The organism is Candidatus Margulisiibacteriota bacterium (assembly GCA_041658645.1).
Classification (GTDB): domain Bacteria; phylum Margulisbacteria; class WOR-1; order O2-12-FULL-45-9; family XYB2-FULL-48-7; genus JBAZZV01.
The window spans coordinates 170570-184253 of record JBAZZV010000002.1 but is presented as its reverse complement, the minus strand read 5'-3'; the positions used below and the strand labels follow the sequence as shown (position 1 = coordinate 184253).

The 13684-nt window shown below is 50.4% G+C and carries 13 protein-coding genes, 1 tRNA gene and 1 rRNA gene; 10 read left to right on the top strand and 5 right to left on the bottom strand.

The genetic code is table 11. The features are described from left to right. The first annotated feature begins 15 nt into the window (after positions 1–15). The 3 genes from WC903_02535 to WC903_02525 all read left to right on the top strand — a co-directional run bounded on the left by WC903_02535 (position 16) and on the right by WC903_02525 (position 1377). Positions 16–88, top strand: a tRNA-Ala gene (locus WC903_02535). Between the two features lie 21 nt (positions 89–109). Beyond that, on the top strand, positions 110–577 hold the full coding sequence (greA, locus tag WC903_02530) for a transcription elongation factor GreA (GenBank protein MFA5892826.1): 468 nt from the start codon (positions 110–112) through the stop codon (positions 575–577). 122 nt (positions 578–699) lie between these two features. Further along, entirely contained in the window at positions 700–1377 is a 678-nt protein-coding gene (locus tag WC903_02525; protein ID MFA5892825.1) for a hypothetical protein, read from the top strand. Between the two features lie 23 nt (positions 1378–1400). Here WC903_02525 and WC903_02520 read toward each other — a convergent pair whose 3' ends face one another. The 3 genes from WC903_02520 to lexA all read right to left on the bottom strand — a co-directional run bounded on the left by WC903_02520 (position 1401) and on the right by lexA (position 4018). Continuing rightward, on the bottom strand, positions 1401–2006 hold the full coding sequence (locus WC903_02520) for a DUF4130 domain-containing protein (protein MFA5892824.1): 606 nt from the start codon (positions 2004–2006) through the stop codon (positions 1401–1403). A gap of 113 nt (positions 2007–2119) precedes the next feature. Next, positions 2120–3289: a putative DNA modification/repair radical SAM protein gene (locus tag WC903_02515; protein MFA5892823.1), complete on the bottom strand. Its 1170-nt coding sequence runs from the start codon at positions 3287–3289 to the stop codon at positions 2120–2122. A 141-nt stretch (positions 3290–3430) separates the two neighbouring features. Next, positions 3431–4018, bottom strand: coding sequence for a transcriptional repressor LexA (gene lexA, locus WC903_02510; GenBank protein ID MFA5892822.1), 588 nt, complete (start codon positions 4016–4018; stop codon positions 3431–3433). Positions 4019–4488: 470 nt separating this feature from the next. Here lexA and WC903_02505 point away from each other — a divergent pair. The 3 genes from WC903_02505 (at position 4489) to WC903_02495 (ending at position 7614) form a co-directional block, all read left to right on the top strand. Next, positions 4489–5985, top strand: a 16S ribosomal RNA gene (locus tag WC903_02505). A gap of 335 nt (positions 5986–6320) precedes the next feature. After that, positions 6321–7172 (top strand): M23 family metallopeptidase, encoded by an 852-nt coding sequence (locus WC903_02500; protein ID MFA5892821.1) that lies wholly within the window; start codon positions 6321–6323, stop codon positions 7170–7172. After that, the gene (locus WC903_02495) at positions 7162–7614 is read left to right on the top strand and encodes a thiamine-phosphate pyrophosphorylase (GenBank protein MFA5892820.1); all 453 of its coding nucleotides are present in this window, start codon (positions 7162–7164) and stop codon (positions 7612–7614) included. Before WC903_02500 ends, WC903_02495 begins: the two co-directional genes overlap by 11 nt. On the opposite strand, the gene WC903_02490 is transcribed toward WC903_02495, so the two are convergent. Beyond that, a complete protein-coding gene (locus tag WC903_02490) occupies positions 7592–8419 on the bottom strand; it encodes a hypothetical protein (GenBank protein MFA5892819.1) in 828 nt (275 codons plus the stop codon). The genes WC903_02495 and WC903_02490 overlap by 23 nt on opposite strands. A gap of 83 nt (positions 8420–8502) precedes the next feature. On the opposite strand from WC903_02490, the gene WC903_02485 reads away from it, so the two are divergent. Beyond that, positions 8503–9555, top strand: a complete 1053-nt coding sequence (locus WC903_02485) for a 3-isopropylmalate dehydrogenase (protein MFA5892818.1) — start codon at positions 8503–8505, stop codon at positions 9553–9555. 188 nt (positions 9556–9743) lie between these two features. Further along, the gene (locus WC903_02480; GenBank protein MFA5892817.1) at positions 9744–10907 is read left to right on the top strand and encodes a protein phosphatase 2C domain-containing protein; all 1164 of its coding nucleotides are present in this window, start codon (positions 9744–9746) and stop codon (positions 10905–10907) included. Here the strand turns inward: WC903_02480 and leuD are convergent. Beyond that, positions 10882–11385 (bottom strand): 3-isopropylmalate dehydratase small subunit, encoded by a 504-nt coding sequence (gene leuD, locus WC903_02475; protein MFA5892816.1) that lies wholly within the window; start codon positions 11383–11385, stop codon positions 10882–10884. The two genes, WC903_02480 and leuD, sit on opposite strands and share 26 nt — an antisense overlap. A 158-nt stretch (positions 11386–11543) precedes the next feature. On the opposite strand from leuD, the gene WC903_02470 reads away from it, so the two are divergent. Next, positions 11544–12506: a serine/threonine-protein kinase gene (locus WC903_02470; protein MFA5892815.1), complete on the top strand. Its 963-nt coding sequence runs from the start codon at positions 11544–11546 to the stop codon at positions 12504–12506. A gap of 93 nt (positions 12507–12599) precedes the next feature. Then, entirely contained in the window at positions 12600–13484 is an 885-nt protein-coding gene (locus tag WC903_02465; GenBank protein ID MFA5892814.1) for a hypothetical protein, read from the top strand. Positions 13485–13684 lie beyond the last annotated feature (200 nt).

The following is a 13684-nucleotide window of genomic DNA, read 5'->3' as shown; positions in this document are numbered from 1 at the left end:
TATAATAAGGCCAATGGGGCCGTAGCTCAGTTGGGAGAGCGCTAGATTTGCATTCTAGAGGCCAGCGGTTCGATCCCGCTCGGCTCCATATTACCCGAAAGGAAAAGTCATGGCAGAGAATTATTTGAGCCCCGAAGCGTTTGAGGAATTAACAGCTAAACTTGCCATCCTGAAAGGGGTCAAGCGGAAAGAGCTGGCCAAGACCGTTGGTGAGGCGCGGGAGGGTGGCGACCTTAAGGAAAATTCAGGGTACCACGAAGCCAAGAAGGAGCAAGGGCTGAACGAGGCTAAGATCCGCGACCTGGAAGAGAAACTAAGCAGCGCGACCGTATTTGACAACAAGAACCAGCCGAAAGACCGGGTCGGCATGGGCTCGAAGGTCAAGATCCGCGACCTCGAGACCGGCAAGGAAGTTGAGTACAAGATTGTCTCGGAAATGGAAGCGGATATTTTTGAGGACAAGATCTCCAACGAATCGCCGCTGGGGAGCGCTCTGGCCGGCAGTAAAGTTGGCGAAGTGGTAGCGGTTGAAGCGCCCCGGGGAATGGTCAAGTACAAGATCCTTAAGATATCTTAACCTCCCGCAGTTCCGTTACCCATTTCCAGTATTTCATCGGGATCATCCGCAGATTGAGTGAAATTTATTTAAATCATAGCAGATAAACAGATGTAGGAAATGATATTACATGGAGGTCTGTTATGCCCATACATAGAATTGGTTTTCATCCTAGAATTCAGTTCCAATTAATAAAGGCGGGAGTTGGCGAACGGCAGTTAGAAAATGTTTCAAAATACCCAACTGTTTTTGGCCGGTTCCATTTAATTACTCCGCACGCTTTGCAGACGCTTGATCGAGACCCCGCCTTATTGCAAAAGTTGAACGATCACTTTGCGAGCAATGGGGCATTAAGCCTAGAACTGGTTAGGGACCTTGAGTCAAAGAAATTGCTCATGGCCGCTTTTGGTGACCCGAGAAATCCTATTTTTTACCGCTTATGCGGCACGAGTCAATCCGAATACTTGGTTTCAAACGAAATGGACCGTGATTTCGCGGAAAACCCAACCTTTGAAGATATTGCTTTATGCATTAAAGGTTTTAGTGGGATTACGATTGAGTCTGCTTCTGAATTAAATCCGGTCCAATTAGCAAATCTTAACCGGATATTGGACCCTGCAACAAAGGCAATTGATCTTATAAAAGGAAGAGGCGTACAAAGAGTATATATCACTGGTGTACACAATAATATGGACATCACTATCATGCAAAGCGGAGTAACTAATGAGCTGACTTTGTATATTCCGGCTTGCGTTCTATCAGAGAAAAGTTCAAATGTTATTACCTTAGTTATCGGGGCATTAGCTTATCCTGGTTGCTGAGCGGCGTCAGGAAGTTTGTGGTACTACAAACCAAATTCCTTCAGCTCCGTAACCCATTTCCAGTACTTCTTGGGTATCATCCGTTTTAAATACTTGATATTTCTCCGTTCCGGAATATATTGCGAGCGGTAAAAAGCGAGCCAGTAGCGCTCGAACTCGTCCGGGGCCTTTGGCAGATCTATCTTTCTGTCGCCCAGAGCCTGCCGGAATATTTCTTTATTTCTCCCAATGAATACCTCGCTATTAAAGACGATCATGACGTTGAACTTAGGGAACCGTTTCATGAAGTGGAGCATGATCAGTTCGGCGGTCTGGTGTTCGATCTGGAATTCACCGTAGAGGACGCGATGCTGGTCAATTGGTTGGAGGCGGATAAAAGCGGTCGCCCGGTACTTTTCCGCTCCGACCGCCCGGGCCAGCTTCATGAACTTCCTAGCTTCCGTCGAGACTTTGCAAAGGACATAGCTGATCCCTTTTTCCTTGGCTTGTTCGATCGCCCGGTCGATGACTGCGTATTTGGCCGGATCGCGGTGGAGGAGGGCCAAAGAAACCTCTCGCCGGAATATCTCCGCTGCTGCCGGATCACCTTTGAGGTTTTTCCAGCCCTCACCCGTCAGCGCTAAATCCACGCACCCTCTCCCAGGGGGAGAGGGTAACTCGCTAGGTGCCCAGAGCGTATCACCTTCTCCCACTGGGAGAAGGTGAGAATCCTCAGCGAGACGGATGAGGGCAGGGCTATTTTTCACGTAAAAAGCTCCAATTGCTTGACTGGCATAATGCTGCTAAAGCTCCCTTGTTTTTTGCCGTTGATCAGGATGAACGGCTTGGCCCGCTTGACGACCACGCCGACGTTTCTCAGCTCATTCAGGTCGGTGAAACGGTGTTCCTGCCGGACCCGCCAGATCCGTTTGGCTGCCGTCGGGCCGACCCCGGGTATCGTCAACAATTGTTTGAAGCCAGCGGTATTGATCTCCAGCGGGAACCGTTCCCGGTGCTTGAGCGCGGCGACCATTTTGGGGTCGAGGTCGAGGCTTAGGTTCGCATCCTGCTGCAGCACGAGATCTTCCAGTTTAAACTCGTAGAAACGCATTAGCCAATCGGCTTGGTAGAGGCGGTGTTCGCGAAGCAGGGGGACTCGTGGTTCGTGGATCGTGGTTCGTTGTTCGTCGGGAGGGACGAAGGCGCTGAAGTAGGCGCGTTTAAGCCCCTTCTTTTTGTAAAGCCAATTCGTAGTTTTCAGGAGTTCCAGGTCGGTCTCCCCCGCTGCGCCGACGACGAACTGGGTCGTTTGTCCGGCTTTTAATAAGCCCTTCTGGATCTGTTTCTGGATGGCATCGATCGGGGCGATCAGATCGAGCATGAAATTCTTTTCCGCGGCGATCAATTTCAGGCGGTCCGGATTCGGGCTTTCCAGATTGACCGACATCCGGTCGGCCAGCTGGGCTCCCCGTTCGATCAGGTCGGGTGAGGAGTGGGGTAGGGCTTTGAGATGGATATAACCACGATACTTATAGTTATAGCGGAGGATCTCGGCGACCCGGATCATCCGCTCCATAGTGTAATTAGAACTCTTTTGGACCCCGGAGCTTAAGAATATCCCTTCGAGATAATTCCGGCGGTAAAGTTCGATGAAGAGCTTGGCCAGCTCTTCCGGCTCAAAGCTGGAACGCTCAAAATCGTTGCTGACCCGGTTGACGCAATACTGGCAGTCGTTCCGGCACGAGTTGGTCATCAGGACTTTTAACAGCGAAACGCAGCGGCCGTCGGGGGTATAGCTGTGGCAGATGCCGGCCGGGGCATGCGAGCCGATGGTGTCGCGCCCGGTCGGGCGGGACGACTTGATCGAGGTCGAAGCGCAAATGTCGTATTTTGCAGCCGCGCCCAGAACTTCTAGTTTCTGTTCAGTGTCCACCGTAATCAACTTCCAACTTCAAACCTCAAACTTCAAAACAAAGGGCAAGTTCCAATTCGGAAATAACAAAATATTTAGTATTTGTGATTTATTTATTGCCATTTGTTTGGATGTTTGAAGTTGGATGTTTGAGGTTAAACATCAGAACTTGCGGAATAATCCCCTGACTTTGCCTTGAATAGCGACATCCTTTACATATATAGGCTTCATGGACGAGTTGGCCGGCTCCAGGCGGACCCGATCCTTTTCCCTGTATAACCGTTTCAGCGTCGCCGCGGAGCGGTTGACCAGGGCGACGACGACGTCGCCGTCATCGGCCGTCTCGCAGCGCTCGACCACGATCAGATCTCCGCTCAAGATATGGTCCTCGATCATGCTGTTCCCCTTGACTTGGAGAACATAACAGGGACGCCGACCGACCAGCGTTGCCGGCACCTCGACCTCTTCTGTCTGCTCACAGACCTCGATCGGCGCCCCTGCGGCGATATATCCAAAGAAGGGTAGGGCGACACCTTTGATGGTGGCCCCGGCCAGGAGTTTTATCCCGCGCGGTTTGTTCTCCCGCTGAATGTAACCCTGTTGCTCCAGCGCCTCGAGATATTTTTGCCCGGCGCGGGGGGAAGAAAATCCGGCGGCTTTGCAAACCTCGCGGATCGACGGCGGAAAGCCCCGGTCGTCAATGTATTGCCGGACGTAATTGAAGATCTCCTGCTGTTTCTGGTTTAACATAATTGACCTCCCTTAAGCTTCGAGTATACAAGTGTATACCAGGTTGGGAGTTTGTCAAGGGGGGATTTAATCTGTTTTTATTCAAGCCGGTAAAATGAGCCTTGACAAGCCGGCGGGCGCTCCTGTATACTTAACACCACGCCGGAAGAAAGGAGGGTTGGGTTTGATCTTCGGCTCCCGCAACGGGATTGTACTTTTGGTTGACCTCCTTTCACCCCAAATTCGAATAACCAAACTCGAATGACGAAATAAGCCTCAATTCTTCAATGTTCCAATTGGTGATTGGCCGTTGAAATTTATTTCGTCATTGTTCAGTTTGATCATTCGAGTTTAACCCGAAACGGGTTTGTTCTTTGACAATCAGATATGGAGCCCCTTTTCAGCTCGCAAGAGTTGTTGAGGGAGAATAGATGCGAGTCCTTTTTTGATTCATTTTGATAGATTATTGATTGATTTAGAGCATTTTCAAACTTACTGAGAGTTTGATCTTGGCTCAGGACGAACGCTGGCGGCGTGCCTAACACATGCAAGTCGAGCGGATGTAGCAATACATCAGCGGCAAACGGGTGAGTAACACGTAAGCAACCTACCCTCAAGACTGGGATAACCCGCCGAAAGGCGGGCTAATACCAGATGTGTCAAGCGAAACGCATGTTTTGCTTGATAAAACCAGTAATGGGCTTGGAGACGGGCTTGCGTCCTATCAGCTAGTTGGCGGGGTAACGGCCCACCAAGGCTATGACGGGTAGCTGGTCTGAGAGGACGACCAGTCACAAGGGAACTGAGACACGGTCCCTACTCCTACGGGAGGCAGCAGTGAGGAATTTTCCGCAATGGGCGAAAGCCTGACGGAGCGACGCCGCGTGTGGGATGAAGTTTTTCGGAATGTAAACCACTGTCAGCGGGGATGATATTGACAGTACCCGCAGAGGAAGGCCCGGCTAACTACGTGCCAGCAGCCGCGGTAATACGTAGGGGCCAAGCGTTGTCCGGAATCATTGGGCGTAAAGGGCGCGTAGGCGGCTTATTAAGTCGGATGTTAAATCCACAGGCTTAACCTGTGGCCGCATCCGATACTGATGAGCTAGAGAGTGGTAGAGGAAAACGGAACTTTCGGTGTAGCGGTGAAATGCGTAGATATCGAAAGGAACACCAGTGGCGAAGGCGGTTTTCTGGGCCATTTCTGACGCTGAGGCGCGAAAGCCAGGGGAGCAAACGGGATTAGATACCCCGGTAGTCCTGGCCCTAAACAATGTTCACTGGGTGTTAAAGGTATCGACCCCTTTAGTGCCGAAGCTAACGCGTTAAGTGAACCGCCTGGGAATTACGATCGCAAGATTAAAACTCAAAAGAATTGACGGGGGCCCGCACAAGCGGTGGAGCATGTGGTTTAATTCGATGCTACGCGAACAACCTTACCTGGGTTTGACATGCTGGTGGTAGCGAGCCGAAAGGTTAGCGATCCTCCGAAAGGTGGAAGCCAGCACAGGTGCTGCATGGCTGTCGTCAGTTCGTGTCGTGAGATGTTGGGTTAAGTCCCACAACGAACGCAACCCCCATTGCCAGTTGACATCATTAAGTTGGTCACTCTGGCGAAACTGCCTGCGATAAGTGGGAGGAAGGTGGGGATGAGGTCAAGTCATCATGGCCCTTATGCCCAGGGCTACACACGTGCTACAATGCGATGTACAAAGGGATGCAATTCCGCGAGGATAAGCTAATCTCAAAAAGCATCGCTCAGTTCGGATTGAAGGCTGCAATTTGCCTTCATGAAGCTGGAATCGCTAGTAACCGCAGATCAGCGTGCTGCGGTGAATACGTTCTCGGGCCTTGTACACACCGCCCGTCACACCATGGAAGCCAGAAACACCTAAAGTGCCTTTCGGGGTCCTAGGGTGGAGCTGGTGACTGGGGTGAAGTCGTAACAAGGTAGCCGTACCGGAAGGTGTGGCTGGATCACCTCCTTTCTAAGGAGTTAACTGGTCATTAAGTTGATCATTACTCTTAGGTCGGTTCCTCCCTCGTCCTAGTGGACTTTGGAGGATTTACGGCTCGCATCTTATCCGTCGGCGCTCGCAAGAGCGTAGGCGGACTCCTATCTGGTTCTCAAAACAACAAAAGCCCTGCCTTAGGCGGGGCTTTTTTGTTGGGATAACGGTGACGGTCACGAGACCCGTATCGTGGTTCGTTTACGTTAACGGCCGTCACCATTACCATCACCGATACGGGCCTCGTTGCCTTCACCCTCACCTTTTGTGACAGCGAGTGAGGGTGGTAATGATAGTTATGTTATAATTAAGTTGTGAAAAGACCTGCATTATATATAGCTCTGCTAACTCTTTTTCTGCTTCCTGACTTTAGTTTCGCAAATCCACAGCTAAAGATTGATTTAAACCTGGCCAAACCGGGCAAGTGCTTTGAGGTCAGGTTAGTTTCACCGGAAGGAATTACGGACGCCTCGGCCGAATTCCTGGGCAAAAATATCAAGTTTTTCAAGAACGGAGACGATTACCGGGCGATCATCGGCGTTCCTGTCGCTCAAAAAACCGGCCCATACCCGCTGGCAATTAAACTGACGGATGATAAGGGACAAACCAGCGAAATTGGAAGGCAGGTCAAAGTTCTGCCTTATAAATTCCCGCGAGTTTCCTTCTGGCTCAAACCAGAGAAAAGAAAATTGATGGCTACCCCGGCGGTCGTCGACGAGTGGGCGCTGGTCGAGAAAAAACTGGTGCTTGAGGCGGACGAACAGGACTGGCGGCAGGCGTTCATCCTGCCGGTCAAGGCGCCTGTTTCCATGTACTTTGGCACGATCGAAAAAGTTAATGGCAAAAGGTCCGGCCAGCATCGGGGGCTAGATCTGGCGGCGCCGATCGGGACGAAGGTTTCTGCGGCTAACGACGGCACTGTCGTGTTTGCTAAGAAGTTGACCGTCTACGGCGGGACAATGGTAGTTGACCACGGGCAGGGGATACATACCATATATCTGCACCTGTCCAAGTTTTTGGCGCCGGTCGGTCAAGCAGTTACCAAGGGAGATGTGATCGCGCTGTCAGGGAATACCGGCTATTCTTCGGGTCCTCATCTTCACTGGGCGATGTCGGTCCATAACTTGAGGGTCGATCCGCTGCAGTGGGTGCGCTATGCCTTCTAATCTGTCACGAACCACGAACCACGAATCACGGATCACGAGAATTATCGACGCCAATCTTAATCGGGCAACCGAAGGGCTGCGAGTAGTGGAAGAGATTTGCCGGTTCATTCTTGAAGACGCCAAGCTGACCCTGGCAGTGAAACAGCTGCGCGGCCGGTTATCAAAAGTCATTAAACACGAACTGGCCAGCCGTGATTCCGAAGGCGATGTCGGCCGCGAACCCTATACTAAAAACGAACAAAACCGGGCCGGGCTGGAGAATATATTTAAAGCGAATATCAAGCGGGCGGAAGAAGCGGTCAGGTGCCTGGAAGAGTTTTCCAAATTATTAAAGCCGTCGTATGGCAAAGCTTTTAAAGCCTTAAGGTTTAAGATTTACGACCTGGAAAAGGAACTCGCGCCAAAAGTGATAAAAGCGATCAAGCTTGATTTTGATCTTTAAGGGCTTGCCGGCGGAACTCCGCCAGGACCTGAACATTGATCGTTTTCAAAGCTTCATAAGTGAGGATGCGCTTCGGGATAATCTGCCCGGCTTTTTCGACTGCCTCGCGAAACAGGCGTAGATATCTGTCGTCCAGCAAGATCTCTTCCTCTTCACCCAGCGCCCGGGGGCTTCTGGCGATCAGGTTCTTGATCGTTGCCAGCGGAGGCCGTTTCTCGGATGAGGAAAAATGAGAACCGTGGTCCAACAAAACCGTCAGCGGGACTGTTTTGATTTCACAGCCGCCCAAGCAATTGGCGAGAAGGCGAATAATCAACCTGAGATGTTTTGAAATCTGATTGGGGAAGTAGCCTCTCCCGGCCAGAACTTTATAGCCTGGAAATTTTATTCCGTCGCCCAGGGAAGCGATATAATCCCTTTGCACTTCGCCATTGAGCCTCTCAAGCGTTTTAAGATCAAGCAGTTTTTCCGGATGAGCGCGGATCTTGTTTTTTAGATCTTCGATTTGATCGATCAGGAGCGCCCTGGCATAGCGGTCAAAAGATACCGCGCGGATCAATGAACCCAGGCAGTCCAGTGACCGGTCATTCTCGAAATTATGCATCAGTATTTCCAGCGACAAGACCTTTTCCATTACAATCCCTCCTCCGGCCTCCAACTGGCGGATCGTGTCAAGCCGTTTGAGCAGGTCGATTTTGGGCGTGCGCGACAGCTGTCGCGGATTGTGATGCCGGAGACCGATCGCCGGTGTCCGCCGCGGCCAAAGGATCGGCCGGTTTCCATTGTGACCATACATAGGGATCATACGATTTTTTTATCGTCTTTTTCCTTGATTAATTTCATTTTTTTTGCTAATATTTTAAAGGTAGCGATGAGAAGGAGAAAAAAATGAGCCATAAAATTGCGGTCATCGGCGGGGACGGAACAGGCCCCGAAGTCGTGGCCGAGGGGTTAAAAGTCCTCAAAGCGGCCGCCCAAAAACATAAATTTCAATATCAGCTCAAGGAATTCGATTTTTCCGGTCAACGATATTTAAAGACCGGTAAACTCGTTGACGACCAGGATATAGAAGAGTTAAAGACATATGACGCCATTTATCTCGGCGCGGTCGGCGATCCCGGCGTCAAGCCGGGGATCCTGGAACATGGTGTTTTATTGCGGCTCCGGTTTGCGCTCGATCAATACATCAACCTGCGCCCGGTCGTGCTTTATCCCAATGTTTACACGCCGATCAAGGATAAGGGGCCGGCGGAGATCGACTTTGTGGTGGTCAGGGAAAATACCGAAGGGCTATACGTTGGCACTGGCGGCTATTTGAGAAAAGGGACGCCGGACGAGGTCGCGACCCAGGTCTCGGTTAACACCCGCAAAGGGGTGGAGCGCTGTCTCCGCTACGCTTTTGAATACACGAGGAAACGGAACAAGCGCAAACAGCTGACCCTGGTCGGCAAGACCAACGTTTTGACCTACGCCTGGGATCTCTGGGAGCGGGCTTTCCATGAGATTGGCGCCAAGGACTTTCCCGATATCAAGCGCGAATACGCCCATGTTGACGCGACCTGCATGTGGTTCGTCAAGAACCCGGAATGGTTTGACGTTATTGTTACCGACAACATGTTCGGTGACATCATTACTGACTTGGGAGCGATGATCCAGGGCGGCATGGGGATAGCGGCGGGCGGCAACATCAACCCCGAAGGCGTTTCCATGTTTGAGCCGATCGGCGGCTCCGCTCCCAAATATACCGGTAAAAATGTGATCAACCCCTTGGCGGCGATCGGCGCCATGCAGCTGCTGCTGGCCGAGCTCGGCGAAGAAAAAGCGGCCGCCGACGTCGAAGGCGCCATCATCAAGACGGTGGCCAAGATGCCGTCGATGGCGGCCGGCAAGATGGGGATGGGAACAACTGAAGTTGGAGATTCTGTAGTCTCAAATATATAATCTCTAAAATTGAAATTATTTCATTCTTCCTCCGATAATTATATGTGAAAACACCGAGGACCTCTTCAAGCAGTATTGCTCCTGCTGCAATTGAATATTTTAGAACAGTCGTCATTCCCAGGGCCGGCAGAAGGGAATTGACTGCAATTCGTGAACGAGTTTTGGGCCCCTTGGCTAGGGATAGTCGTTTGCCGGAAGAAATCAGAGAAGAGGCCAGCCGGCTGTGGTGGCTGACTTATGACGAGTCCTTTCGTCCTGGGAAAAACACTTTATGTATTTCAGGCGGCAATGAAGGCGAACTTTACGGCCATAGGATCGGGATCGATAATTCTGCCGGATTATGCTACGCGGCCGGCAGACCTAATAATAACCAGGATGCGCTGCTTTTTTCCGCTATAGAGGATGAAGAGCTGACTGTTGTTGCGGATGGGTTAGGCGGCCATTTGAGTGGAGAAAAAGCCGCGAAAATCGCAGTTGAAATGATCGGCAGGGTTTTTCAAGATCCGGGGATGTTTCCTTTGCCGGACTTTCCGCTTTCTAAAGCGCTTGAAATTGCAAACGACGCCTTATGTTTCGATGATGACTTTGTTCTGCAGAGGTTGGATAAGGAATTTAAAACAAACAGATCTTCTGAAGTGAAAGAGTTTCCTGGAGCAACAGCAGTGGCGGCGTTATGGAAGCCTCCGATCTTATCTGTCGCCAGCGTTGGGGATGCGCGCGGCTATCTTTTTAGAAGCAACGGTATATTTTATATCCTGACTCCTGACGACGGCGGATTGCTGGCGGCTTTGAGTTACGTTGTCGGATGTGCAGAAGGAAAAGAGGTTTCAAAAGAAGATTTCCAAATAAAGTTTGGTGAAGCGAACGGATTAGTCATTTATAATGCTCTTGAAAAAGAGGAGTTTGTTGAGAAGGGGACAGTAAAAAATTCGTTATGCAGAGGCATGGAGCTGATTTTTTCCCGCGAATTGCAAATGGGATACGGCAGCCAGGCCGTTAAGGAGGGGGATATTTTCTGGCAGGTGATGAAAAGTGGCGTTCCGCCGAAATTCCCCATGCCCGGAAAACGTGCGGAAAGTTATTATCGATTTTCCGAGTTGTTTTTATTTAAAAACGCCGTTTCAAATCATCTTGGAATCTTGCCTTTTAAAAAACCTTTTACTTGTTCTTTTAAGCCGGTAAAGGGCGATATCTTGGTGCTGTCCAGCGACGGTTTAAATTATCTCCCCCTTGAAAAATTCAAAAGTGTTGTTGCTGGACTAAGAGATGAGTCCCCGGAAGATATTGCCGGAGGGCTTTATGATGCCACTCCAAAGAAAGATAATATTACGATCGCAGTTTCAAAGTTTTGATCTTGTTTATAATGTAATTTATCAGCCCGCCCGCTGTGATTATTTTTTGCATGAATTCCGGGAACGGCTGCGCTTTGTATGATTTTCCGGAGGTTAAATCCCTTATCACGCCGTTGTTCAGATCGACTTCTATCTCGTCGCCTTCTTTGATCTCTTCGGCCGCTTGCGGCGCCTCCAGGATGGGCAGTCCGATGTTGATCGAGTTACGATAAAAGATCCGGGCGAAAGATTTGGCGATGATCGCCGAGACCCCAACTGCTTTAAGAGCGATCGGGGCGTGTTCGCGCGATGAGCCGCAGCCGAAATTATCACCGGCGACGATAAAATCGCCTTTGCTCATCTTATCGACCCATTCCGAGTCGGCATCCATCATGGCGTATTGCGCCAGCTCCGCCGGGTCGGAGGTATTGAGATACCGGGCCGGGATGATCAGGTCGGTATCGATATTGTTGCCGAATTTCCAGGCCTGGCCTTTCATAATACCCATATTTTAGCACTTTCGAAAGCTCCTTGAAAGTGAAATTTTAGTCATTTTTTGCCGATAAATATACGAGGCAAGTATCAATGAGTACTACTTTAAGAGTTAACCCAGTCGATCTACGCTCCAGAGCCACGAGGCCCAGCGTTAGCCGGCCAGTGCCAAAGAAAACCGCGCAACCTGGTATAGCACCGGTCATCAGGCCGCTGGTCCAGAGTCGGCCCGATTTCCCGATCAATATTTTGCCGCTCTCCGCCAGCTCATCCAAGGTGATCATCAGGATTGGCGACAAGATTCATATTCTTGATAATATGATCGGCCGGGGCGGTATGGCCGATGTTTACAAGTTCCCCTATAAGGGGAGAGCGTTAGCCGCCAAATATACTAAGACGTATCCGCTCTCTCTTTTGGAAGAAGGCGCGGTCGGACGAAGACTTAGTTCGCTATCGGGTTTCCCGCAGATTTATGGCTTAGAGCTTAGTGATGACGGCCGGGCGGCAATAATGTTGATGGATTTTATTCCGGGTAAAAAAGCCAATCATTTATTGCACCGGGATTTTAGGGGACATATCCCGGAAGAGATTGTGATCAGGGCTTTGCGCGATGTTGCCCGGCAATTAGGGCAGGTGCACGCCCAAGGAATAATCCATCGCGATATAAAACCGGAAAATATCCTGATCAATCTCGATCCGAAGACTAACCGTTATCTTGGCTCGTCTTTATTTGACTACGGCCTGGCGACAACCCTGGAGATCCAAATAAAAAAACTGACCAATCCGATTGCCGGGACGCCGGCTTATTTTTCCCCTGAACAAGCGGGATTGAAAGAGGGCGAGGCGATCGATCATCGCTCGGATATCTATTCTTTGGGTATCACGGCTTTTGAGCTGCTGACCGGCGTCAATCCGCAAGACCCGAATTTTAGTCCAAATCCAATAGAGATAATGAAGGGCGTTGCCAACGGCACGATGATTCCCGATCTGGCCAAACTGCCGGAAAAACTACGACCGATCATCGGTAAGATGATAGACCGCGATCCCGCCCGCCGTTATCAGAATTGCTGGGAACTAAATCTTGATTTGACCGATGCCCTGGTCGATTCAGGCTTCGACCCGAGCTAACTTCTTAAATCCGCCTAAAAGGCTGAAATTCTCCGGCTTATCCCCCGACAACTAAATAGGTTCTTCCGTACTTTGATCGTTGGGGGTATCAATTTGAGTTCTGATGTTAAAGTATTTTTCAGGCCTTGTTCGGCCGGCAGTCTGCCCGCTCGTTTAGGCAATCTCCATTTGTATCCGGCGCAGAACGGCCGAGTCGAGTTGGCTCAAGTGGCTCCCGGTCGGCCGAAAGTTCTCCGCGAAGCGATCGATGTTCGGCCGCCGATGGAAGGAATTCAAGCCCTGATCGTTCAACGCGCTGTCGGGGTCATCGTTGAAGGCGTGGCGCTGCCGGCGACCGTAACCGCGCCTTTTAAAGTGGCGGGAGACGAGTATTTAGACGACTTGAAAAAATTTGCGGCGGCAGTCGTTTTTCTTAGGTCAATCATTATAACCGGGGAGGGACAGGAATTCCGGTTGCCGGGCTTTGAGCCTTTAATGCTGAATTGCGATCAAAGCCAAATAAATGATTTTGCCAGCCAAGCGGAGATCCGTGACCCTAACCACACTATTCTCCTCAATTGTTTTGATTCCCCGGATCTTCCCATTCCTGGAGATGAGCTTTACTGGGATTTAAGTTGGTTGCTGGGACGGCTGAAGATCAATCGGCAGGTCGAGGAGCTCGGTTTCACCACGGCTCATTTCGGCCAAGTGGCCAGAAATTGCGCGGCGTGGATGTATCAAGTCGATATGACCCAAAAACTAATGTTGAATCTGATGGAAAGAGACCCCTCAATTTGCGAAACGGAGCCTTTTAAAGACCAGCTGCAACGTCTTAACTTTACTAATCATTTAATCGAAGGTGCGACGGGTCAAATAAAAGGGGCGGAAATAATGTTTTTGCAACTGACCATGAATGAAGTGAAAGAATCTTTGTGGAAGAATCAACAAATCATCTTCCCGGTGCTCATGGCGGGCAGGCAAACCGGCGGGAGTAATTAGCTGCCGGGATATCATCAACGACCTCGATAATCTGCATATTTAATATTCAATTGAAATTCTTCTTGTCTGCGGCCGATGAAACTGTGTGGCAGACGCGCTATTAAAACCAATACGGGCCGGTAGCCTGGGTCCCAGGATCGGGCCTTATCAATTGCATCCGCAGGGTCAACCGGTAACGCTTTCACAGGTTATTCGCGACC

What these genes read in the sequence shown, in the direction of transcription:
- greA (MFA5892826.1), top strand. Translation starts at nt 110, where the DNA reads ATGGCAGAGAATTATTTGAGCCCCGAAGCGTTTGAGGAATTAACAGCT.
- WC903_02525 (MFA5892825.1), top strand. Translation starts at nt 700, where the DNA reads ATGCCCATACATAGAATTGGTTTTCATCCTAGAATTCAGTTCCAATTA.
- lexA (MFA5892822.1), bottom strand. Translation starts at nt 4,018, where the DNA reads ATGTTAAACCAGAAACAGCAGGAGATCTTCAATTACGTCCGGCAATAC.
- WC903_02495 (MFA5892820.1), top strand. Translation starts at nt 7,162, where the DNA reads ATGCCTTCTAATCTGTCACGAACCACGAACCACGAATCACGGATCACG.
- WC903_02490 (MFA5892819.1), bottom strand. Translation starts at nt 8,419, where the DNA reads ATGATCCCTATGTATGGTCACAATGGAAACCGGCCGATCCTTTGGCCG.
- WC903_02485 (MFA5892818.1), top strand. Translation starts at nt 8,503, where the DNA reads ATGAGCCATAAAATTGCGGTCATCGGCGGGGACGGAACAGGCCCCGAA.
- leuD (MFA5892816.1), bottom strand. Translation starts at nt 11,385, where the DNA reads ATGAAAGGCCAGGCCTGGAAATTCGGCAACAATATCGATACCGACCTG.